The sequence below is a fragment of the Streptomyces sp. MZ04 genome (assembly GCF_004684775.1).
Taxonomy (GTDB): Bacteria; Actinomycetota; Actinomycetes; order Streptomycetales; family Streptomycetaceae; genus Streptomyces.
Window position 1 is genome coordinate 1 of the sequence record NZ_SRIC01000126.1, and the last position, 22308, is coordinate 22308.

A 22308-nucleotide genomic window follows, 5' to 3' on the forward strand; every position below is an offset into this window, starting at 1 on the left:
ACCCCGACCCCGGCACCCGGCTGCTCCCGCAGCTGCAGATGCCGGGCAGCGATCTCGACGAGCGGGAGCAACTCCCGTACGACGATGACGATTTCGACGGGAGAGGCGAGACCGCGGCGCGGCGGCACGGGGCCGATCCGGTGCGGCACGCCTATTACCCCGGGCGGCGGATGAACCTCGGTGTCGTGCTGCTCCCGCTGCGCGTCTTCCTCGGGTTCATCTCCATCTACGCCGGCATGGGCAAGCTCTGCGACCCCGTCTACTTCGACGGCGGCGAGCGCGGCTCCATGGTCAAGTGGCTGAACTCGCTGCACCCTTGGGCGCTCGCCGAGCCGCTGCGGGACTTCGCCCTCCAGCACCCGGTGGGCGCGGGGCTCTGCATCGCCTTCCTGCAGATCATCGTCGGCGTGCTCACGGTGCTCGGGCTCTGGCAGCGGGTCGCCGCCAGCATCGGCGTGCTGCTGTCCGCCGCGCTCATCGTCACCGTCAGCTGGAAGACCGTCCCCGCCTACGACGCGCCCGACATCATCTATCTGGCCGCCTGGTCGCCGCTGATCATCGCGGGCGCCCCGGTCTACTCCATCGACGGACGCCTCGCCGGAGAGGCCTGGCGGACGCTCGGGCCGCGCGTCGACATCTGGGAGCTGCGGCGGCGTGTGCTGCGGCGCGGCGCCCTCGTCGCTGCGCTGGTCGTCGGCCTGACGCTGCTGATCGGCTCCATGCTGGGCGGCGCCGTGCGCGACGCCGACCGGGTGACCGTGCCGGGACCCGGCGAGGCGCCGCGCAACCAGCTGCCCGGCTCACCGCTCCCCGAGGAGCCCGGCAAGAAGCAGCAGCGCCAGCGCCACTCGCAGAGCCCCACGGCCTCCCAGGCGCCGACGCAGGGCAGCTCCGCGAGCCCCACGCAGGGCGCGGGCACGACCGCCCCCGGCGAGGCGCGCGAGACCGGCAGCGTCGGCTCCGGGCAGCAGCCGACCCAGACGCAGGGCACCCAGCAGGCCCCGCCGCAGCAGTCGTCGCCCCAGCAGCCCCCGTCGTCCACCAGCGCGGGCCCGACGTCCAGCGGCAGCACCGGGGCGCCGGAGGGCGGCAGCACCGGCGGCAACGACCGGCTCGTCGGCGGTCTGCTCGGCGGCGGGTGACCGAACCTCCCGCGCGTACGTACGTGACTGGGGCCCGCACAGCAGCTGTGCGGGCCCCAGTCACGTACGTACGCGGGAAGAAAGCCTCAACGACCCTGTGCAGCAAGCTCCTTGGCCGCCTCAGTGAGGTCCTTCGCCGTGTCGATCGCCCGCCAGTACGCGCCCTGCGGCAGCGGGAAGCCCGCCAGGCTCTTCTCGCGGGCCAGGCGCGGGAAGGTGGTGCGCTCGTGGTCGCCGCGGTCGGGCAGCAGTCCGGTGAAGGAGGCGGAGAAGACGTACACGCCCGCGTTGATCAGATACGGGGACGGCGGGGACTCGATGAAGTCCGTGATGTGGCCGAACGCGTCCGTCTCGACGGCGCCCCACGGGATGCGGGGGCGGGCCAGGGCGAGGGTCGCGGTGGCGTCGCGCTCGGCGTGGAAGGCCGCCATGTCGCGCAGCGAGAAGCGGGTCCAGATGTCGCCGTTCGTCGCGTACCAGGGGCGGTCCGCGTGCGGCAGATGACGGGCGGCGTACTTGAGGCCGCCGCCGCGGCCGAGGGGTTCCTTCTCGACCACCGTGGTGACGTTCAGCGGCAGGTCCGCCGACTCCAGCCACTCCTGGAGGACCTCGGCGAGATGGCCGCAGGAGACGACCGCGTCCGTGACGCCCTCCGCGGCCAGCCAGGACAGCTGATGGCCGATGATCGGGGTCCCTGTGCCGGGGATCTCGACCATCGGCTTGGGCCGGTCGTCGGTGTACGGACGGAGGCGCGAGCCCTGGCCTCCGGCCAGGACTACGGCCTGCGTGGGCCTGTGTGCGTGGGGGTCGCCGGTCATACCGGAAACCCTACGCGGCGCCCCCGTCAGCCGTTCTGGTGGGCGGCGACGCCCGTCGCGAAGGACGTGTCGCAGACCGGGCGCGCATACGACTGGGCGCGACTCGGGCCGTACGCCCGGACGGCCGCACGGCCGAGGGCGCGGGCGATGGAGACGCAGTGCTTGGCGAGCGACGGGTGGCGGTCCACTTCCTTCTGGAGGTGGCTGAGCGCGACGCCCGGGTTCTTCTCCTGGAGCTCCAGGAGAAGCCGGTCGCGCAGGACGTCCTGCGGGGCGCGGGACTTGGCCGGTACGGAGAGGTCACCGGCGGACGCGGTGAGCATCGAGTCCGACGAGTTGCCCGACCAGTTGACGCTGGTGACCGCGAGGGTGCCGGAGAGCACCAGCATCACGGGCAGGACGAGGGCGAGGGTGCGGCCGATGCGGCGCGCGGGGCCTCGGTGGGCTCGGCGCGGCTTCTGGGTGTGGTTGGCGGAGTGCGTCACGCGAGTGAGCGTAGCGGTCGGTGATGATTTGGCGACATTTAGTCACTCGGTCGAGCGACGCGAATTGAGGTTTCTCTGGAGCGGTGTTGACGGACGGTGGGCGAAATGACCGGTCTGCCGGGGTATTTGTCGACAACGCTGGCCAAAGCCGAGGGCCCCGCACCGCCGGGCAGGCGAAGTGCGGGGCCCTCAAGGCCTGGTCGGACGGGTCAGTCGGTGAGGCGCTCGCCCGTCGACGTCGAGAACACGTGGATCTCACCCGGACGCGGGACAACGTGCAACTGCGCGCCCTTCTCCGGGACCTGGCGGCCGTTCACCCGGACCACGAGGTCCTTGTGCTCGCCGCCGACCTCGGCGGAGCCGTAGACGTAGCCGTCGGCGCCGAGCTCCTCGACGACGTTCACGGAGACGGCGAGGCCCGCCGGGGCGTCGTCGGCCTCCTTGCTGAGCGTCTTCGCGGCGGAGCCGTTCTGCTCGACGATGTCGAAGTGCTCCGGGCGGACGCCGACCGTGACGGTGCGGTCGCCCTTGTCGGCCGCGGCGGACAGTGCCTCGCGGTTCACCGGCACCACCGAGTTGCCGAACTTCACGCCGCCGTCGGTGATCGGGACCTCGACCAGGTTCATGGCCGGGGAGCCGATGAAGCCGGCGACGAAGAGGTTGGCCGGGCGGTCGTACATGTTGCGCGGCGAGTCGACCTGCTGCAGCAGACCGTCCTTGAGGACCGCGACCCGGTCGCCCATGGTCATGGCCTCGACCTGGTCGTGGGTGACGTACACGGTGGTGATGCCGAGGCGGCGCTGGAGGCTCGCGATCTGCGTACGGGTGCTGACGCGGAGCTTGGCGTCCAGGTTCGACAGCGGCTCGTCCATGAGGAAGACCTGCGGCTCACGGACGATCGCGCGGCCCATCGCCACACGCTGGCGCTGACCGCCGGAGAGCGCCTTGGGCTTGCGGCCCAGGTACTCGGTGAGGTCCAGGATCTTCGCCGCGTCCTCGACCTTCTGGCGGATCTCGGCCTTGTTCACGCCGGCGATCTTCAGGGCGAAGCCCATGTTGTCGGCGACGGTCATGTGCGGGTAGAGCGCGTAGTTCTGGAACACCATGGCGATGTCCCGGTCCTTCGGAGGCAGGTGCGTGACGTCGCGGTCACCGATGCGGATCGCACCCTGGTTCACGTCCTCCAGGCCCGCGAGCATGCGCAGGGAGGTGGACTTTCCGCAGCCGGACGGGCCGACGAGTACGAGGAATTCGCCGTCCGCGACGTCGAGCTCAAGCTGGTCGACGGCGGGCTTGTCGCCACCCGGGTAGATGCGGGTCGCCTTGTCGAACGAAACAGTGGCCATGGTGAGGGCCCCCTTCACCGGCAGGAACGTGCCGGACGATCCGAGTAGAGGGAGTGGTGTAGTCCACCTGAGCGAACTGTTCGGACGGTACCCCGGAGGCCGGTGCTCTGTCAGTAGTCCTGCGTCGGTAGTCCTGCGTCGGTGACCTTCGAGGAAATTTTCGACGGGGGCGCGGGCGGTGTTGGTTACACTGCTCGGGCACGTCAGCGCATGCCTCCCGGGCACGCGAGTGCATGCCTCCTTAGCTCAGATGGCCAGAGCAACGCACTTGTAATGCGTAGGTCGTCGGTTCGAATCCGACAGGGGGCTCTGAAAAAGGCCAGGTCAGATAGCCGCTGACCTGGCCTTTTCGCTGTTCGGGGCGCGATGCGTCACGTGGGCGGGTGCGGCGTGGTGTGCCATGCGTGAGCGATGCGTGAGCGGAGCGACCCGGATGATCTACTTCTTGGGCTTCTTGCCTTTGTTCTTGCCCTTGCCGCTCTTCTTGGCGGCCTTGGCAGCTTTGCGTGCGGCTTCCTCCTGCTCCGCCTTGCGCTGGAGGGGGACCAGCTTGGCGGTGGCCTCGGCGGCGTTCTTGCCGACCTGGGGCAGGACGCTCTGGTAGATGTCCCGCGTGATGCGGGTGTCGCTGTGCCCGAGGGTGTCGGAGACGATCTTTACGTCGACATCGGCGGCGAGCATGAGGGTGGCTGCGCCGTGGCGCAGGTCGTGCAGCCGGATCGGCGGGAGGCCGGAGGTGGCGACGAGGCGCTCGAAGAGGTCGGTGACCTTGCCGGGGTGGAGCCAGGAGCCGTCTTCCTGGGTGAACAGCACGCCTGTGTCGACCCAGGCCGAGCCCCACTCCGTGCGGTCCGCTCCTTGTCGTTCGCGGTGGCGCTTCAGGACGTCGACGGTGTCGTCGTCGAGGGCGATCACGCGGTAGCCGCTGTCGGTCTTGGGGTCGGATTCCTCGACGTCCCAGCCGTCCTGCACGAGTTGGGAGGAGACGGTGAGGGTGTGGGTGTCGAGGTTCGTCTCCGACCAGGGCTGCCCGCATGCCTCGCCGCGGCGCAGGCCGCGGAAGGCGATCAGGTGCCACATCGCGTACAGCCTGTCCTCGGCGACGAAGTCGAGGAAGGCGCCAGTCTGTTCGGGCGTCCAGACCATGACGGGCGACGGCTTCTCGCCCGTCTGCTCCCACTTGGCAACCCGCTCGTCCGTCCACACGAGCGCCTTGGGCTTGCGTACGGGGTCGATCTCGACGTGGGCGGCTGGGTTGAACGTGATGATCTGCTGGCCGATCGCGTCGTTCAGGGCCGCGCGGAGTGTGCCCTTGATGCGCTGACGTGTGGCGGGGCCGGTGACGCGGCGGAAGGGCGGCATCTCGTCGATCGCCGCCTTCATCGCCTTGCGGCGGGCGCGGTTCTCCGTTCCCTTCCAAGGGATGGTTGCCAACTCGTCGATCGCCGCTCGCCGTTGGGTGTTCTGCTCCAGGACCGCCGCGTTGGCGTCGCGGATGTCCGCGAACATCTCACTGAGGTGACTGACACGGAGCCGGTCGAGGCGCCGGTTGCCGATGCGCGGCTTGAGGTGCATGCGGATGTCGGTCTCGTAGCGGTTCAGGCCGGACTTGCGTATGCGCTTGCCCGCCAGCCACCGGTCGAGCCATTCGCTCACGGTGAGGCTGCCGATGAGGTCTTGGCCGGCGTTGAGGCGCCGCCTGGTCTCCTCGACGTCGGGTAGGGGAGTCTTCTCGCTGCTGACTTCCGTCAGCATGGCGGCGATCAGTTCGGTGCCCTCGGGGTCGTCCGCCTCGGCCAGGCCGAGGAGTGCGCGGACGTGGTCGAGGCCGGTCTGGGCGGCCTTGCGGCTGTCATAGCCGCCGCGGGCGAAGGACCTGCGGCTGCCGTCCTCGCGTGGCGGCAGCTCCTGGCGTATGGAGTAGGTGCAGTGATTCCTGCTGTTGCGCTTGGGGCAGGAGGTGCCGAGTTCCTTGCCGGTCCTGGGGTCGCGGCAGGAGCAGCGGCGGTAGGTGGAGCCCTTCAAAGATCGTTCTCCTCGGTGGTTTCGGGGGCGGTGGCGGTGTGGGGATCGGGTGGGTCGACGTCGGTGAGTGAGTGGGGCAGGTGGGGTGGGGTGCCTCCGCCTTTTCGGATGGCGTTGCGGTGGCGGCGTAGCTCGCGCTTGGCCTTGGTGGCCTGGTCGGTGTAGCGGGCCAGGGCGCGCTCGGCCGCTTCCCGCTGGACGCGGTTGGAGGCGGTCCTCACCTTCCAGCGTTGCCCTGACCGCCGGAGCGTTCTGGCTCTCGTACGCGCACCTGGCCGACATCGCCAGCCAGCACGGCCTTGGTAACTCACCGGTCCGCCGGTGGGCGTGGCCGGCCACCTTGGACGCGTTCATCGTCGCGGGCGAGCTGTTGATGCTCCGCGCGAGCCTGCGCCGGGTCACCGACCGGTGGGCGATCGGTGTGACCGCCATCGGGTCGGTCGGCTCCATCGCCCTCAACGTGGCAGGCGTCCGCAGCACGGGCAAAGACGTCGTTGTGCCCTTCCTTGACTACGTGGTCGCCGCAGTTCCGCCGACCGCCGCGCTGCTGGCCTTCGGCGTACTGATGCGGCAGATCCACCAGTACGTCGACCGGACCGCGGACCGGCCGGAACCTCCCACCGGCCAGCGGACTCAGGGCGCTGTTCCGAAAGGGGACGCTCCCGGCCAGGAGCTGGAGCACGCAGCCGCTGCCACTGCCCGAAGCGAGCCACGGTCCATCCCAACTGCCCTGCAGACGGAACCATCGGCCCAGGCCGTGCAGGAGCAGTCGCGTGGTGGCCGCCCGCCGAAGGCGACGATCGAGGAGCTCGTGGAGATTGGCCGGATCGCCGCCCACGAGCACGGCAAGCTCACCCGGGACCTGCTGCGCGCGGCGGTGGAGGACAAGGGACTGACGATCGGCAGCGCGCGGATGACGAAGGTGATGAAGATCCTCCGGCCGGAACTCGAAGCCGCCGGGATCGCCGTGTCCGCCAGCGGCTGACCGCCGCCTGACGGGTGACCGGAACCCTTCCGGTCACCCGGACACCACCCCGCTCGCCGATCCGCCCATCCACATCTGTGGACACGGCGATGCCCGTGCCGCCCAGCCCGCCGGCCCCGCCTCTCGGCTTGCCCCTCCAGCCCTTCTGTGGAGCACCACCCATGCCGCACGACCTGCACCGCCTGCACCGCCCCGAGGACGTCCCCGACGAGCCGTTGCCGCTGACGAAGTCCCCTACGCTGATGGGGCGTTTGCGCCGCGCCTTCGGACGGGCTGCCCCTGGCGGAGCCAGTAGTACCCCGAGTCCGACTCAAGGCCGGTCTTCGGGGATCTCCGCCCCGGGGGTGGCGGAGATGGCCCAGCGCCAGGGGGCGCCGGACCAGGAGGCCGGGGCCGAGGGCGGCCCCGGCCCGGACGAACTCCACGCCGTCCAGCGCGAGATTCTGCGCCCCGCGCCTGTCGCCGAGATCGCCGCCGGCGAGCCCGCCGTGAAGAGCGCACAGCCCACGATCCGCCGCTTCACCGGCGACAAGCGAGCGGAACGCGTCGGCCCTCTCCGCTTCACCCCCGACGAGTTGGCGGATGTCCAGAAGGCCGCCGCCGAGCACGGCTACAAGGGTGACTCAGGCTTTGCCGCTGACGTCGTCCTGGCCTTTGTCACTGGCCGGTTCACCGCCAACCTGCCGCTGTCCGAGGACCGCCGCCGCACCCATATGTTCCGCGCCCAGGTCCTGCGCCAGCTCAACCGGATCGGCGTCAACGTCAACCAGATCGCCCGCGCCCTCAACAGCGATCTCACCCCACCCGACGTACGGGGCCGTCTCGACGAACTCCAGCACTTGCTGGAGCTGATCGCCGAGGCCCTGCGCGAGCCCGCCGACCCGACGGAAGTCTGAGACCCACCGCAATGATTGCTGCCATCAAGCCGTCCGGCGCCAACACCCGTGGACTGCTCGCCTACCTCTACGGGCCAGGCCGCCAGGACGAGCACCTCGATCCGCACATCGTGGCCGGTTTCGCGATGCTCGCCATGCCCGACCCAGGCCGCGACGAGAGGGCCACCCTCACCGAACTCGGCCATTACCTGGATGAGCCCGTACGGCTGCGCAACAGCGAGTTCGGACAGCCGGTCACCGATCACGTCTGGCACTGCCCCGTCCGCGCCGCTCCCGAGGACCGCCACCTCTCCGACACGGAGTGGGGCGAGATCGCCCGGCGCATCGTGCACGCGGCCGGCATCGCGCCCGAAGGCGACGACCTGGCCTGCCGCTGGATCGCCGTACGCCACGCGGACGACCACATCCACATCCTCGCCACCACCGTCCGCGAAGACGGCCGTCGCCCCAAGCTCCACAACAGCGGCACCCGCGTCGGCGACGAGTGCCGCGAGATCGAAAAGGACTACGGGCTACGCCAGTTGAAGAAGGGCGACAAGACCGCCACCCGCCGCCCGACCCAGGCCGAGATGCACAAGGCCGAACGCCTCGGCTGGGAACAACCCGCCAAACAGTGGCTCGAGGACCGCATCCGCGCCGCCATCCCGCACGCCACCAACCCCGAGGAACTGCTCGCCTACCTCGAAGCCGACGACGTCGCCGTCAAGCCCAGGCGAGGCCCTTCCGGTGACCTCCTCGGCTACGCCGTCGGCCGCCCCGGCGACGTCAACGAAAACGGTGAGCAGATCTACCACGCGGGAGGCAAGGTCGCTCTCGACCTGAGCCTGCCCAAGCTGCAGGCCCGGCTGGCGACCAGCCCGCCGCCGGAAGAGCACCCCACCGCCCGCCGTGCCCGGAACATCACCCCCTGGCACCGGGCCACCGACGCCCTCGATACCTTCTACGCCGAACTCACCGACGCCACTGGGGACACCGGCGACACTGGCAGGGACGCACGGGCACAGGCCCACATCGCCGCCCTCGGCGAACTCATCGAGGTCACCGCACAGCGCGCCCCCGCCCAGCTGCGGGCCGAACTCCAGGCCGCATCACGGGCGTTCGCCCGCGCCCAGCGCTCCCGGATCCGCGCCGAGGACCGGGCCGCCGACACCGTACGCATCGCCGCCCGCGACATCGTCCACACCGCCACCGGCCCGGACGGCAGCGCGCTCGCGGCCCTGCTCGCCGCCATGGTCTGGGCAACGATCCTCGCCGGGCGCTGGCACGAAGCGCACGACCATGCCCACCAAGCCGACGCCGCTCGACAGACCCTCCACCACCTCCAGGACGCCGCCCATCGAGCGCTCGCACCCTCACTCGCTGAACTGGAGCACCGCCGCCCGAAGGAGGAGGCCCGCCGCACCCTGGCCACCGACGTCCGTGCCGCCGTCCCCGAGCACGCTCAGCGGATCCTCACCGACCCGAGCTGGCCCGCCCTCGCCACGGTCCTCGCCGACGCCGAGGCCGGCGGCCACAAGCCCCACCAGCTCCTCAAACAGGCCGCCGCACAGCGCGAACTCACCACTGCCCGCCAGCCCGCCCGCGTCCTGATCACCCGCATCCAGCACACCAGCCGCAACCCCGTACCCAACCCGCGCGCCGAAGCCGCCCGCCGACGCTCCACCCAGACGTCCGCACTCCAGGCCGGAGTTCCGCAACCCACATCGGTACACACAGCCCCCGCCGCGAGTCCTGGCGGCCTCACTCCCGGTGCTGACCGCCACTCACCCACCCGGTGACAGCTGCCAGACCACCGCAGCCTGCCCCGGTCCGCCACACCACCCAACACCTGTGGGTGCCACCGGCACCCCATCCGACAAGGAGCCCCACTTGCAGACCCATCCCGCCGCCGACATGTTCCCGATGCTCAGCGAGGACGAGCTGCACGACCTGGCCGAATCCATCAAGGCCCAAGGCCAGCACAAGGACATCGTCCTCGACGCCAACGGCGTCCTCCGGGACGGCCGCAACCGCCTCGCGGCCTGCAAGCTCGCCGGCATCGAGCCCCGCTTCACCACTTACACCGGCAACGACCCGAAGGGGGTGATCTTCTCCTACAACCTGTGCCGCCGGAACCTCAGCAAAGGCCAGCAAGCCATGATCATCGCGATGGCCCGTTCATTCTCGGAACACTCCCTGCGCCACCACGCCAAGCTCCACAGCATCAGCCTGACCCGCATCTCGAACGCGGCCACGGTCCTCAAGCACAGCCCCCACCTCGCCGAACAGGTCCGCATCGGTGCAGTCCGCCTCGACGCCGCCTATGCCACCGTCCGCGAATACAAGGCCCGCTCCGCCGCGCTCCGGGCCCAGCATGACCGCCTGCGCGAGCATGCTCCCGACCTCGCCGAACAGGTCACCGAGGAGCTCATCACCCTGGACGACGCCACCGCGGCACTCGACCAGCGCCAGCACGAACAACAACTGAGGCAGTCCGTGCAGGACAGCGACGCTGTCCGCCTCGCCGACGGCGACCCCACCCCGCCCCTGGCCCAGCTCGCCGAACAGGGAGACATCACCTGGGACCAGGCCCACCAGCGCGCCGAGCAATTCCTCGCCCAACGGCAAGACGCCATCCGCCAAGCCCAGGACGAGCTCCAGACGCTCACCAATACCTGGGCCGTCATCCAAGACCTCGCCGCCCGCCCCAACACCCCCTACACGCGGGACATCCTCGACGGCCTCACACCCGAAGCCCGCTCCCTCATCAAGAACCTGACCACCCTGGTCTGACATGGCCATCCCCCTGGGGCCGGCCTTCCTGGCTCCGGCCCCAGGGGTAAGGGCGGTGAAGCCCGGAGGCACTGCCCGCGTCCACGCTGGGGCTGGAAGCATGGCGGATTCCGCTGAGCCATGGTTGGCCGGAACGCATTGCAAAATTCCCTGTGAAGAGGATTAGGGCGGTGATACTGTCACGGTGGCTGATCATCAAAGGGGGAAACTTAGTGATCACGCTCAAGAGGGCTGCCGCTTTGACCGTCGCCTCCGGTCTACTGACCATTGCCGGAGCGGCGCCGAGTGGCGCTGCAGCCAATGACGTTGACCCGAAGCACCACATCACTTGCAAGTGGAACAAGCGCGCAGGGACGCCCTACTCGCCTTCGGCCAAGGTCGTGACGGGGTTTGTCCAGGTTCATTGCTCGGACTCCTTGGATAACGCCAACACCAGGGCGCAGGTTCAGATCTTCCGAGGTGGGAAGTGGAAGAACCAAGGTAACGGAGTCACCAGTCACAAGACGTCCAAGGTGATTCACGTGAACGACAAGTCTGCGAAGCGCATCGGCAATTGGCGCTACCGCACAAAGGGAACTCACTTCGGCCAGCACGGCAACATCTGGACGCTCCCCACCTTCTACTCCCCTTCCCGTATGTTGTGGAGGAAGGGCTGAATGCGGGAGATGTCTGACGGCGCGCGCGACCTCCTGGGCATCGCCCAGGAGGTCGCGCGCGGCCGCGGTGCGCAAGAGTGCTCCACCAGGGATCTCGCCATCGCCGCGGTGGTCTACCGCCACATGGTGGCGGATAGGGATCCGGACTATGAAGATGGCCCCCAGGAGACCACCTCGCCTGGAATGCTTGTCATGGGCGTATCCCTGCACCGATGTATGGCAAGCGAGAACTCGGGGACGCTTCATATTTCCGAGCTTCTTGGTCTAGCGGCTTCCGAGAACCCTGACCTCTCCGACTATCTTGGGTGACAAGTGACGAGGCGTTCCAGGGTCGGCCGTGCCGTCACCGCAGCTATTGGTGTCACTGCTGCTTTCGGACTCGGGGCATGCGGTGCGGAAAAGGTTGATCAGAAAAGACCGAGGCATGTAGTGCCTCAAGAGGTGCAAGAGCTCGAATCGGCTGGCTGGGAAAAGCAACCGATTCTATCGGGAGCTGAATCAGTTGCCGGCGAGGTGTCACCGGTAGCTTGCAGGGACTTGTTTCGAATTCTGGATCGTCAGGCTGATGGTGACACCGTTTCCGGGTTCCAACACAAGAAGCGTGGTTCATATCTCCTGACCCGAGACTGGCCCGCTCAAAAGGATGGAAACCTTCCGCGCACGCTGGCTGAGGCGGCGCGTGCATGTCCACGCATGACCATGTCCTACGACTCCACGAAGCTCGTGTATTCGGTGAAGACCGTGAGTAAAGAGAGTCGTGAAACCCGGGTCCTCCTATCAGCCCGAGACGACACGGGGGCCAAGGTGACGGAAATGCTCATTTCCGCGTCTGAGGCGGCGACACGGAACCGACTGGTTCGCGCGATGAACGAAAGAGGAATCGGGGCACGAGAGCGAGCGGCAGTGGATGTGACCACAACTGCCAGCTGAGCTCGTCGGCCAATCTCTTGCCTCGAACGTTGCGTCGTACAAGCTGCGACCTCGCATGAGCATGCGTTCCCCACAGAACCGAACTCATACGAAGGCCGCAGAGGCATAGCCTGCTGTACCACGACGCCCAAGCTGCGGCATTCGACCTGGTGGCACCTGGGGCGCGTACTCCGCTCAACTCTTGAGAGCGGCGACTTCGCGCGTCCGGCCCGCCAGCTCTCGTACTGAGCGCACCGTGGAGTGTGTGCGCAGCCTCTTGCGCATGGTGTCGAAGTGTTCGTCCCCGCGCGCCGATGAGACGTGCTCGTACTCGTCGAGGAAGCAGCCCCACGAGGCGCAGGCTGCGTCCAAATGCCCGTACTCGTACTGCCGTTGGGCAAGGACGGCATAGGAGTGGACGCGGCCTTGACGCTCGTTGGGTGCTTGAACGCGTAGCGAGTTCTGCAGGGCCTTGATCGAGCCGGGCAGGTCCCCGGTCTCGTTGAGGACGTGCGAGACGTGGAACAGGTAGGCGGTCTTGTCGTATCCGCCGATCGCGTCGCGCCGGTTGTCCGCCCTCGCCAGGGCCGCTTCGGTCTCCCGGAGCCGGGAGAACGCGGCGGCCTTGTTGCCCGTCATCGCCTCGGCGTGGGCCTGCTGGCCGCGCAGGAACGCCACCAGGCGCGGGCCGGCCGAGGGTGCGGCCTCTGCGGCGGAGTCAGCTAGATTCAGCGCCAGTTGGCCGTGCCGGAGGTTGGATGCCTGCAGGCTCATGCCGCGCAGAGTGCGGCAGTACGTGACGTGGTCTTCCGCGTCGGAGGCCAGGCGCAGGGCCTTGACGTAGTAGGTCTGGCCGAGGCCGTGGGCCCGCTCGTACATGGCCATCCAGCCGGTGAGGTACACGAGGTCGGACGCGGCGGCGAGCATGTCCCTGCGGACTTGTTGGGAGGCTTCGGCCTTGAGCCACGGGCCGACGGTGTTGGTGAGGAACGCGGCCGCCATGGGGCGTGCGTGGCCGGCGCCGAGTTCGTCGAGGATGTCGGCGATCCGGTCGGTCATCGTGCGTACGGCACGGACCTGGGCCTCGCCGATGCGTACGGTCTTCTTGCCCGGTGCGACTGGTTCGGTGGCGTGTGCGGTCAGGCTCTCGAAGAGGGGCACCACCAGGGCCGCGCTGAAGATGCCGGCAGCCACCACTTTGCGACGGGTTGGGTCCATGTCCGCCCTTGTGAGGTCGATCAGTTCCTCGACAGTGTCGTCTGATTCTGCGGAGGCAGGTGGCGTGAGCCCGGCTTCGGCGTGGGTGACGGGGCGACGGAGCCTCCGCTCGAACGCGGCCAGAATCAGCGGCCTGACCTGCTCTCTCGGCTGCGCGCCGTTCAACCAGTGCGCCACCGCTGGCTGTTGATAGGTGAGCTTCAGTCCGGACTCGGTGCCGATCCGGTTCACCTGCTGGGCGAGTTGGCGCTCCGACCAATTCGCCTGGTCGAGCAGGCTCCTGAGTCCTGTGTTGGGGGTGCGATCACGGTCCGCCATTACCAACTCCCGCCAGTGTTAATGGCATTAATGCCCCGGCCTCTCTTCCAAGCTACCCGCCTTGCGTGCCCCGGGAGTTAGCTCTTCGTACGCGATCCAGCCAACCGAGGGGACCAGCGGTGACGACGGTGGAGCAGGACGAGCCCAGAGCGGCAGTACCCGACGAGCAGGATGCGCGGCCGATCGATGTGGCGCAGGTCGACGCCGATACGGCGTGGGCCCTGGAGATCCGCTTCGACGTGCCCGACCGGCCCACCATCGACGTGCGCACGCTGCGTATCGCGGGCGCCCTGAACCTGCTCGTACGTGAGGGCCTCGGCGAGGAGAACCCGGACTTCCGGGCTCTGCACAGGGAGGCAGACGGTCTCCTGAAGATCGACACCAGTGCACTGACGGATACGCAGGCGTACGACCACTGCCGGGCACTGGCCCGCATCGCCCGCACGTTCTGCCTCGTCTACAGCCGCACGCGCCGCCACCACTGACCCACCCCTCACCCGCAACGAAGGAGAGCAGCATGTCCACAGCACCGGTCATTCCCTTTGCCGCCCGAGCAGCGGCACCGCCATGCCTGGCCCTCACCTCGACCGAGGGCGTCGCATGGGACGAGCATCTGCAACTGAACGTCCATGCCGACGGCTCCCGTTGGCACACCTCGTCCCTGGCCGCCTCGACCACGGACACCAACCTCGACGGCCAGGGCGACGACGTCGACGACCCGTACTTCGCTCCCGCCTCATGAGCAGCGCCGCCCGCCCCGTGCTCGTCGTCGCAGAGAAGCTCGACGCCGCCGCAGACATGGTCGTCGATCAGCTCAACCAGCGCGACGTGCCCGTCATGCGCTTCGACGCCGCCTCATTCCCGCAACACGTCACTTTGAGCGCCGAGCACGGGCACACGGGGCCGGGGTGGGGCGGCGTGATCGAGGACGAGTTCCGGACGGCGAGGCTCGAGGACATCCGGGCCGTCTACTACCGACGGCCCGGACGCCCTCAGATCGTCGACACCGTCCCGGAACCGTTCAGGACCTGGGCACAGAACCAGGCCGACTGCGCCCTGCTCAACGTGCTTGCTGCGTTGCCGGTGCGTTGGATCAACAACCCGCACCTCGACCGGATCGCCGCGCACAAGCCGCAGCAGCTCGTCGCCGCCACCCGGGCCGGACTGCGCGTGCCCCGCAGTCTCATCACCAACGACCCGGAGGCAGCGCGGGAGTTCGCGAAGCGGCTCGACGGGCCGATGATCTCCAAGCCCGTACTCGGCGGACGGCTGCCGACCCGCGAAGGCCGAAGCCTCATGGTCGCCACCCACAAGGTGGACGCGGCCGACTTCGACGACACGATCGGCCTCACCGCCCACTACTTCCAGGAGGACATTCCGAAGGCGTACGAAGTCCGGCTCGTCGTCGTGGACGGGAACCTGTTCGCCGCCAAGCTCACCGGCACATCCGACAAGGCCCGCACCGACTGGCGCACGGACTACGAGCACATCGACTACGACACCACCACCGTGCCCGACCACGTCGCCACCGCGGTACGCCGCTTCATGGCGTCCTACGGCATCGTCTTCGGCAGCATGGACTTCGCCGTCACCCCCGACGACGACTGGGTGTTCTTCGAGAACAACCCCGCCGGCACCTGGGCATGGGTGGAGAACCACTCCGGTCTGCCGATTGCCGCCGCCCACGCCGACTACCTCCAGGGAGCGAACGAATGACTCACACGGATGTCACGAGTACAAAGGCGGTCCGGCGGAGGTTCGTCGAGTGCCTCGACCCCGAGGAGTCGAGCAAGTGGAGCGCGGCGTTCGCGGAGGTTCCCCGGCATGTGTTCGTACCCGCCTACCATCTGCAAGGCCCGGACGGGCAGTGGCGGCACATCAGTTGGGATGATCCCGCCTACCTCGAAGGCGTGTACTCCGACCAGGCCCTGACGACACAGCTCGACGAGCGCGGCATCCCCACGTCGTCATCGAGCGAACCGTCCCTCATGCTCACGATGCTCGAAGCGCTCGACGCGGACGCCGGAGACAACGTCTTCGAGCTGGGCACGGGCACCGGCTACAACGCCTGCCTGCTCGCACACCGCGTCGGCGACGCCCACGTGACGAGCATGGACGTGGATCCCGTCCTCGTGCATGAGGCACAGCAGCGGTGCCGACAGGCCGGCTACCAGCCGCATCTCCATGCCGGTGACGCGACGTACGGGCTCGCCCGGCGCGGCCCGTACACCAAGACCATCGCCACCTTCGGCCTGCACAACGTGCCGCGTGCGTTGCTGGGCCAGAGCGCGCCAGACGCGGCGTTAGTGCTCCCCATCGGCTACGGCGTCGCGCACCTGCACAGTCCCCAACCCGGCTACGGCGACGGCCGATTCCTCCCACGCCCGGCCTACTTCATGCCCCGCCGCACCACACAGGCAGGGCCCGACTTCGCACGCCTGGACGGGCAGAGGGCGAGACAGTCCGACACCCCGCCGGGGGATGCGGTGGACCGGCTGCGCTTTCCCCTTTCCCTCGCGCTGCCCGACTACCACTCGTGCTCCTGGCGCGACGAAGGCGGCGCGCTCTCGGCCGTCGGCCTGTGGACCGACGACGGCTCGGTCGCCACCGCTCACATCAGTGGCGCTGTAAGGCAGGACGGGCCCCGCGCGCTCTGGGACACCGTGGAAGACATCGCTCGCCTCTTCCCGGTCGGCATCCCAGCACGGGAGGATTTCGGCATCACCATCACGCCCACCAACCAGCGGGTCTGGTACGGCGAACAGGATGGTCCGACCTGGGATCTGCCCAGCCGGTAGGGGAGATGAGCAGGGCACGGCAGGCTGACGGCAATCGTTGGCAATCGATGGTGGCCGCATGCCCTTGGACTCGGTTGGTCATCATCGATCAGGCCAGACCTGGATGAGCCATATCTCCAGTGGGTCCTCGTGCGGACTCACTGGAGGGAACTCGTCGAGGGACTCCAGGGCCGGCGTGTGCTCCCGGCCTCGGCACAGGAGGCGAACGTGGGCCGGACCGGGTGTGACCGGGGCCCGCCCGTATGTCACGCCGTTGAGGTCGAGCACGCCGAGCTCATCGGTCAGTGTCGCGTGGAACTCGCGCTGATGGTCCCAAGCCTCAGCCGGGAGTGGTGGCTCACCATCCCATGCCTCGATGCGGACGAGGGGGTAGAAGTCGTTGTCGCTTGAGGTGAGAGCGAGCCCGTCTCCTGGGACCTGGATGACCTCGTCCTCGGCGGGTGCTTCGCTGAAAGTCATGGGGCCGACCTGGATGGTGCGGTAGTACACGCGAGGCCGGACGTCTTGCCCCTGGACCAACCGAGCCACAAGTACCCCCAAGTCCACGATCGATACGGCCCGTTACGCTACGCCTGCTCCACAAGGACGCCCAGGGTGACGGCGGGGCCAGTGCTCGGTGAGCTGTCTCCATGAGGGCGGACTGCGTGAGCGATGCGTGAGCGGACGTGTCAGCACCCGCCGGACCGGCCGTCATGCCGACCGAGGCTGATAACTCTCTGACCTGGTGAAACCGGATCGAGCGTGATCACGGATCAGAGTCCGTCACGATCTTGCAGGCCCTTGTAATGCGTAGGTCGTCGGTTCGAATCCGACAGGGGGCTCTGTCGAAGCCCCAGTTCAGACGACGTCTGAGCTGGGGTTTTTTGCTAGCGGGGTGTGGTGTCGTCGGCCTTGAACGGGCCGCCGTGGCCGGGCACGATCAGGTCTGCGGCGGTCAGCACGCGGAGCCGGGAGGCGCGCAGCACCTCGCGGTCGGGGGCTACCCCTTCCGCATCCCGGTTCCTCCACTGATTCCCGAGGTACTCCACCTTGTGGTCGTGCACCCGGGCCCGTCCGAACAGGCCCACGTTCATGGTGTTGTCCGGGTGGTGGTGGCTGAGCACCACGTCGGTGATGTCGTCGGGGCCGAGCCCCAACTCGGCCAGCGGGGCGAGGATGTCGTCGTGACTCGCCACCATGCCCGGGTCGAAGATCACATGCCGGCCGGCGTCGGATATGTAGGAGACGGTGGCGGCGACTCCGGGGCCGGTGGAGCCGACATATCCGGTGGTCAGGATCGTGTACACGGCGCTGCGGCCGAGCGGTGCGTCTGTCATGGCCGCCATCCTTCCGGGCAGGCCGATCGTTCACGAGTGGCACAGCTGCCGCTGATCGCAGGATTAGTGCACACCGCGCGTGCCTCCCTTCGTGACCGTCGCCGCGTACACCCCGCCCGGAGTCGGCATGCTCGCCGTCGGCATCGTCACCGAGGTCTTCGGCCCGCACGGCGCGGCACTGCCCGGCTTCGACTTCGCCCTGTGCACCGACCGGCCCGGACCGGTCCCCACTGACCTCGGCGTGCCGCTCACCATCACGCACGGCCTGGACCGGCTCGCCTCCGCCGATCTGGTGATCGCCCTGCCATGGGCCAGCTTCCGCACACCACTCGCTCCCGCCGTGCTCGACGCGCTGCCGGCCGCACACGAGCGCGGCTCACTGGTCGCGGCCCACTGCGTCGGCGCTTTCGCGCTCGCCGCCGCCGGACTGCTCGACGGTCGGCGGGCCACCACCCACTGGCGGTTCGCCGAACTGCTCGCCCGCCGCCACGCCGACGTCACCGTCGAACCCGACGCCCTCTACATCGACGAAGGACGCATCATCACGGGCGCGGGAGCCGCCGCGGGCTTCGATCTCTGCCTGCACCTGCTGAGGCGGGAGCACGGAGCCGCGATGGCCAACGCTGTTGCCCGGGACGTGGTGCTGCCCTCCCACCGCGACGGCGGGCAGGCCCAGTACCTGGCCGCCCCCGTCCCCGAAGACTGCCGCGACGAGCGTCTCGCCGAGGTACTCGCGTGGGCCCGCGAGAACCTCCATGAGCCGCTCCCTGTCGCGGAACTGGCCCGGCGTGCCGTGATGAGCAAACGCTCCTTCGCCCGCCGCTTCACCGCCGCGACCGGCACCACCCCCCACGCCTGGCTGCGGAGCCTGCGTCTGAGCAGCGCCGAAGAGCTCCTGGAGACCACCGACCTGCCGGTCGAGGAGATCGCCCACCGCGTCGGATACGGAAGCGCGGCCGTCCTGCGCGAACAGTTCGTGCGCCGCCGGGGAGTGCCGCCCCGCTCCTACCGCCGCTCCTTCACGAACACGCCGTAACGAACCCCTAAGGGCCGGGCAGGTGACCGCCCGCGTGGGCCAGCGTCAGCGCCGCCAGGGACATTCCGTCCTCGATGCGGCCCTCGGCCACCCACTGCCACAGCTCCCGGATGGGGAGCCAGCGCACGGCGGCGACTTCTCGTACGTCGACCACTTCCCCCGTGGGGTCGTCGACCCGTGCGAGGACGATGGCGACCCGGGTCGCCAGCATTCCCGAATCCGGTGTCATGGCGCCCAGGAGTTCGAAGTCGGCGTCCTGCACGCCGAGTTCTTCGTGGAGTTCCGTCCGGGCCGTGACGAGGGGATCGCGACCGTGGGAGAAACCGCGGGGCAGGCCCCACTGCCATGACCCCACCGGGTAGCGGTATGTCTGGACGAGCCCGACGGTCATGCCGTGGACGGGCAGGATCACGACGCCCGGACCTTCGCCCCGGTGCGCGATTCTCAGGTACCGGCCAGGGGTGCCGTCCGGGAACTCCACCTCGTCGTCGAAGACCTCGGCGAAGCGATTCGCGTAGGCGAGGACCTCGCGCCTCCGGCGGATGGGCTCGTGCCCCGGGTTGCTCAAAGTTGTCAGCCCCTTACGTTGACGACTCTTCCGAGTGCGTGGGCCCTGCGCCGTGTGCCTTGCCGGCGGCGGAAGGATTCAACTCCCTTTTGGGCGACGGCAGGTGCGACTGCCCCGATGGCTATTGCGGGGAATTCGAGGATACCGGGAAATTCCCAGAGCGCGGCCGCGATCGCGGGTCCTGCGGCACCGCCACCCGTAAGGGAAACCTGCACTCCGAATTTTCCTACCAGGCCCGCATCGCCCTGACCGCCGAGAATGGAGGCGACGCAGGTGAGATGGGCGTCGAGTGCCTTTTGGGCGGCCGCGGAGTCCGCTGCCGCGGCCAACTTGTCAAGGCCCTTCCAGAAGGGCGACCGGGCCCGGCCCGAACCTCCCCGCTGTGCACGGGCGTCAAGGAGAGCGGCGATGGCGTCCACCGCGCTGTCCCGCAGATTCGACAACTGGCCACGGGCCTGTTTCTCCGTGGCGGCGGCCTGCGAATCGAGCCGCACTTCGAACAGTGGATGTTCTGTCGATTCGCCTGTCAATTCACCGGTCGACGCGTCCTGGCGTGGCAGCCAGGCCGCTTGGCGCGCTCCGGAACGGTACTGCGCGATCGCGAGCTCTTGCGCGATCGCGCGTGAGATGAGGACCCGGTCCCCGGCGGCCACGTCCGTACTGAAGGTCGCGGGCGCGATCCCGATGGAATCGGCCACGATCGCGTTGTACAAGGTGTCGACGAACTCGATGACCAGGTCGAGAGTTTCCTTGTTTCCGACGATTTCCTCTGGTGTCCGACGGTCCGGATCGTTGGGCCACGGGTCTCGTAGGCGGAGTCGACTGCGTTCGTTGAACGGCTGTGAACGGGCCGGGCCAAGGCGGCGAATCGCGTTCACGAGCTCCGCGTGGACCTCGCGGAAAGGTTCGGGGAGGGATTGTGCCGCCCGGCCCATCGGGGATGTCTCCTCGATGGAGGAAGCGAGTAGATCTCCCAGTCCCAGGGGTGTCGCCGGGGGCTTCGCCCTGACGCGAGGCAGGGCTCGGAATTCCGCACGGATGTCGTTCAGCGCCTGTGCCCGGTCGACGCCTATCCAGTCGCTGTTGAGGAGGAGATCGACGCTCTCGGACTGCCGGCGGACGTCACTGGGATCGAGGTCGAATTATTCCGGATTGTGGAGTTCTGGTAGTAGAGAACTGACAAATGGGCGATTCTTGTCGAAGGCGCGGCTGAGCATGCTTGATATGGCGCCTTCGAAGGAATCCACCCCGAACAGGTGAATCCGGAAAGGGTGTTCATTGGTGGCCGAGCTGTTGCGGACCTGGAGTACCGTGCGTGCGACATTGAGAAAGCCCGTGGAATCGAACGCGTAGGACTGAGGGACGACGACATTGCGTCCGAGTGCGAGCGTCATGAGTACTTCGACGAAGACCTGGAGCTCGTGGTCGTCCCGTCGTTGCCGCTCGGACTCCGATATGCCGGTCGGGCCCGGCCAGGGCATCCGTACGGAGTCGAGTGACTCCAGGTACTGGAGACGGAGATCTTGACCGCCTGATAAAGCCATGGTCTCTCCCGAGATGCCGATTCGATGTCCCTAGTGCCGCCCCGACAGTCTGTCCGCGATGCGGGCCAGGCGCGGTGCCTGTGTGGTCGGTGTCGTCAGTTCGTGGCGGTCGGCGTTGCGGTACGTCGCGTACATGCCCTGGACGCCGATCCAGCGGAAGGGCTCCGGCTCCCACTTGCGGACCTTGTGGTTGACCCAGGGCAGTGTCGTCAGGTCGGTGGCGCCCGCCTGGCCCGAGTCCTGCTGGACCAGGTCGCGCAGGGTGCGGGCCGCCAGGTTGGCGGTGGCGACGCCCGAGCCGACGTAGCCGCCCGCCCAGCCCAGGCCCGTCGCGCGGTCCAGGGTGACCGTGGCGCACCAGTCGCGGGGGACGCCGAGCACGCCGGACCAGGCGTGGGCCACCTCGACTCCGGCCAGTTGAGGGAAGAAGCGGGTCAGGATTTCGTGGAGGGCCTCGATCGTCGCGGGTTGCGTGCGGCCGTCGTTGTCCGTCTTCGAGCCGTAGCGGTACGGGACGCCGCGGCCTCCGAGCGCGATGCGGCCGTCGGCGGTGCGCTGGGCGTACATGTACGCGTGCGCCATGTCGCCGAGCGTCTCGCGGCCCTGCCAGCCGATGGACTCCCACTGGTCGTCGGTGAGGGGTTCCGTCGCGATCATCGAGGAGTTCATCGGGAGCCAGGTGCGGCGCTGGCCCTTCAAGGATGCCGTGAAGCCCTCCGTGCAGCGCAGGATGTAGGGGGCGCGGACCGTGCCGTACGGAGTGATCGCGTGCTTCGGCTTGATCTCTGTGACGGGGGTTGATTCGTGGATCGTCACGCCCAGTGCTTCCACCGCCGCCGCCAGGCCCTTCACCAGCTTCACCGGGTGCAGGCGTGCGCCGTGCGGGGTCCAGGTCGAGCCGACGGCGCCCGCGACGCGGATCCGGTCGGCCGTCTCGCGTGCGCCGTGCAGCGTGCGGTCCTTCTCGCCGTACGCGATCTCCGTCTCGTGGAAGGCCTTCAGGCGTGCCAACTGAGCCGGGGTGTACGCCACTTCGAGTACGCCGCCGTGGTGGATGTCCGCATCGATCTGCTCGTCGGACGCGGCGCGGATCACCTCGTCGACCGTCTCGTTCATCGCCTCCTGGAGGCGGACCGCCGCCTCCTTGCCGTGCAGCCGGGAGTAGCGGTCGCGGCCCGCGATCCCGTTGTAGAGCCAGCCGCCGTTGCGGCCCGAGGCGCCGTAGCCGCAGAACTTCTGCTCCAGGACGGTGATGCGGAGGAAGGGGGCCGCCTTCTTCAGGTAGTACGCCGTCCACAGGCCCGTGTAGCCGCCGCCGACTATGCAGACGTCGGCACTCTCGTCGCCCGGCAGGGGTTCACGCGGGGCCGGGGTGCCGTGGTCCGCGTACCAGAAGGAGATGCCGCCATTGATCGTGCTGCTCATGTGCCGGACGTTACTGCGCTGGTGGGGGTTTTGGGGCTGTCTCTTATACAC

24 protein-coding genes and 1 tRNA gene are annotated in these 22308 nt (G+C 68.5%); 13 read left to right on the forward strand and 12 right to left on the reverse strand.

Features of this window, described 5'->3' with window-relative positions:
- A partial coding sequence (locus E2651_RS24230) for a DoxX family protein (protein ID WP_135333323.1) occupies positions 1–1142 on the forward strand: 1142 nt, incomplete at its 5' end.
- A gap of 86 nt (positions 1143–1228) precedes the next feature.
- Here the strand turns inward: E2651_RS24230 and E2651_RS24235 are convergent.
- The 3 genes from E2651_RS24235 to ugpC form a co-directional block, all read right to left on the reverse strand.
- Entirely contained in the window at positions 1229–1960 is a 732-nt protein-coding gene (locus E2651_RS24235) for a nucleotidyltransferase family protein (protein ID WP_135333324.1), read from the reverse strand.
- Positions 1961–1986: 26 nt separating this feature from the next.
- Positions 1987–2445, reverse strand: a complete 459-nt coding sequence (locus E2651_RS24240; RefSeq protein ID WP_135333325.1) for a hypothetical protein — start codon at positions 2443–2445, stop codon at positions 1987–1989.
- Between the two features lie 209 nt (positions 2446–2654).
- The gene (ugpC, locus tag E2651_RS24245; RefSeq protein ID WP_135333326.1) at positions 2655–3791 is read right to left on the reverse strand and encodes a sn-glycerol-3-phosphate ABC transporter ATP-binding protein UgpC; all 1137 of its coding nucleotides are present in this window, start codon (positions 3789–3791) and stop codon (positions 2655–2657) included.
- Positions 3792–4026: 235 nt separating this feature from the next.
- Between ugpC and E2651_RS24250 the strand changes: the two genes are divergently transcribed.
- Positions 4027–4100: transfer RNA gene (locus E2651_RS24250), tRNA-Thr, on the forward strand.
- 129 nt (positions 4101–4229) lie between these two features.
- Here the strand turns inward: E2651_RS24250 and E2651_RS24255 are convergent.
- Both E2651_RS24255 and E2651_RS24260 read right to left on the reverse strand, forming a co-directional pair.
- Positions 4230–5816, reverse strand: coding sequence for a site-specific integrase (locus tag E2651_RS24255; protein WP_135333327.1), 1587 nt, complete (start codon positions 5814–5816; stop codon positions 4230–4232).
- The gene (locus E2651_RS24260; protein ID WP_209446226.1) at positions 5813–6037 is read right to left on the reverse strand and encodes a hypothetical protein; all 225 of its coding nucleotides are present in this window, start codon (positions 6035–6037) and stop codon (positions 5813–5815) included. Before E2651_RS24260 ends, E2651_RS24255 begins: the two co-directional genes overlap by 4 nt.
- Before the next feature lie 14 nt (positions 6038–6051).
- On the opposite strand from E2651_RS24260, the gene E2651_RS24265 reads away from it, so the two are divergent.
- The 6 genes from E2651_RS24265 to E2651_RS24290 all read left to right on the forward strand — a co-directional run bounded on the left by E2651_RS24265 (position 6052) and on the right by E2651_RS24290 (position 11434).
- Positions 6052–6801: a DUF2637 domain-containing protein gene (locus E2651_RS24265; protein WP_135333340.1), complete on the forward strand. Its 750-nt coding sequence runs from the start codon at positions 6052–6054 to the stop codon at positions 6799–6801.
- Positions 6802–7145: 344 nt separating this feature from the next.
- Complete coding sequence (locus E2651_RS24270) at positions 7146–7697, forward strand: MobC family plasmid mobilization relaxosome protein (RefSeq protein WP_135333341.1); 552 nt, start codon at positions 7146–7148, stop codon at positions 7695–7697.
- Between the two features lie 11 nt (positions 7698–7708).
- Positions 7709–9475 carry a relaxase/mobilization nuclease domain-containing protein gene (locus tag E2651_RS24275; protein ID WP_135333328.1) on the forward strand — a complete coding sequence of 589 codons (1767 nt, stop codon included), beginning with the start codon at positions 7709–7711 and terminating at the stop codon, positions 9473–9475.
- 91 nt (positions 9476–9566) lie between these two features.
- Positions 9567–10469, forward strand: coding sequence for a ParB N-terminal domain-containing protein (locus E2651_RS24280; RefSeq protein WP_135333329.1), 903 nt, complete (start codon positions 9567–9569; stop codon positions 10467–10469).
- Between the two features lie 212 nt (positions 10470–10681).
- Entirely contained in the window at positions 10682–11125 is a 444-nt protein-coding gene (locus E2651_RS24285; protein WP_135333330.1) for a hypothetical protein, read from the forward strand.
- Positions 11126–11434, forward strand: a complete 309-nt coding sequence (locus tag E2651_RS24290; RefSeq protein ID WP_135333331.1) for a hypothetical protein — start codon at positions 11126–11128, stop codon at positions 11432–11434.
- Between the two features lie 795 nt (positions 11435–12229).
- Here E2651_RS24290 and E2651_RS24295 read toward each other — a convergent pair.
- The gene (locus E2651_RS24295; RefSeq protein ID WP_135333332.1) at positions 12230–13570 is read right to left on the reverse strand and encodes a hypothetical protein; all 1341 of its coding nucleotides are present in this window, start codon (positions 13568–13570) and stop codon (positions 12230–12232) included.
- Between the two features lie 119 nt (positions 13571–13689).
- Here E2651_RS24295 and E2651_RS24300 point away from each other — a divergent pair, with 119 nt between their 5' ends.
- From E2651_RS24300 to E2651_RS24315, 4 genes are read left to right on the forward strand one after another with little or no spacing between them, the layout of a single operon-like run.
- Positions 13690–14055: a hypothetical protein gene (locus E2651_RS24300; RefSeq protein ID WP_135333333.1), complete on the forward strand. Its 366-nt coding sequence runs from the start codon at positions 13690–13692 to the stop codon at positions 14053–14055.
- A gap of 32 nt (positions 14056–14087) precedes the next feature.
- Positions 14088–14312 carry a hypothetical protein gene (locus E2651_RS24305; RefSeq protein WP_135333334.1) on the forward strand — a complete coding sequence of 75 codons (225 nt, stop codon included), beginning with the start codon at positions 14088–14090 and terminating at the stop codon, positions 14310–14312.
- Positions 14309–15286: an ATP-grasp ribosomal peptide maturase gene (gene tgmB, locus E2651_RS24310; RefSeq protein WP_245239151.1), complete on the forward strand. Its 978-nt coding sequence runs from the start codon at positions 14309–14311 to the stop codon at positions 15284–15286. The genes E2651_RS24305 and tgmB overlap by 4 nt, the downstream gene beginning before the upstream one ends.
- The gene (locus E2651_RS24315) at positions 15283–16368 is read left to right on the forward strand and encodes a methyltransferase domain-containing protein (RefSeq protein WP_135333335.1); all 1086 of its coding nucleotides are present in this window, start codon (positions 15283–15285) and stop codon (positions 16366–16368) included. The genes tgmB and E2651_RS24315 overlap by 4 nt, the downstream gene beginning before the upstream one ends.
- Before the next feature lie 81 nt (positions 16369–16449).
- Here the strand turns inward: E2651_RS24315 and E2651_RS24320 are convergent, their stop codons facing one another.
- Positions 16450–16827, reverse strand: a complete 378-nt coding sequence (locus tag E2651_RS24320) for a hypothetical protein (protein ID WP_135333336.1) — start codon at positions 16825–16827, stop codon at positions 16450–16452.
- 407 nt (positions 16828–17234) lie between these two features.
- Entirely contained in the window at positions 17235–17684 is a 450-nt protein-coding gene (locus tag E2651_RS24325; protein WP_135333337.1) for an MBL fold metallo-hydrolase, read from the reverse strand.
- Between the two features lie 127 nt (positions 17685–17811).
- On the opposite strand from E2651_RS24325, the gene E2651_RS24330 reads away from it, so the two are divergent.
- The gene (locus E2651_RS24330) at positions 17812–18720 is read left to right on the forward strand and encodes a helix-turn-helix domain-containing protein (protein ID WP_135333343.1); all 909 of its coding nucleotides are present in this window, start codon (positions 17812–17814) and stop codon (positions 18718–18720) included.
- A 7-nt stretch (positions 18721–18727) separates the two neighbouring features.
- Here E2651_RS24330 and E2651_RS24335 read toward each other — a convergent pair whose 3' ends face one another.
- The 4 genes from E2651_RS24335 to E2651_RS24345 form a co-directional block, all read right to left on the reverse strand.
- Positions 18728–19288: an NUDIX domain-containing protein gene (locus tag E2651_RS24335; RefSeq protein ID WP_135333338.1), complete on the reverse strand. Its 561-nt coding sequence runs from the start codon at positions 19286–19288 to the stop codon at positions 18728–18730.
- 5 nt (positions 19289–19293) lie between these two features.
- Complete coding sequence (locus E2651_RS45430; RefSeq protein WP_245239152.1) at positions 19294–20223, reverse strand: hypothetical protein; 930 nt, start codon at positions 20221–20223, stop codon at positions 19294–19296.
- A 207-nt stretch (positions 20224–20430) separates the two neighbouring features.
- A complete protein-coding gene (locus E2651_RS45435) occupies positions 20431–20682 on the reverse strand; it encodes a hypothetical protein (RefSeq protein ID WP_245239154.1) in 252 nt (83 codons plus the stop codon).
- 180 nt (positions 20683–20862) lie between these two features.
- Entirely contained in the window at positions 20863–22257 is a 1395-nt protein-coding gene (locus E2651_RS24345; protein WP_135333339.1) for an FAD-dependent oxidoreductase, read from the reverse strand.
- Between the last annotated feature and the right edge of the window lie 51 nt (positions 22258–22308).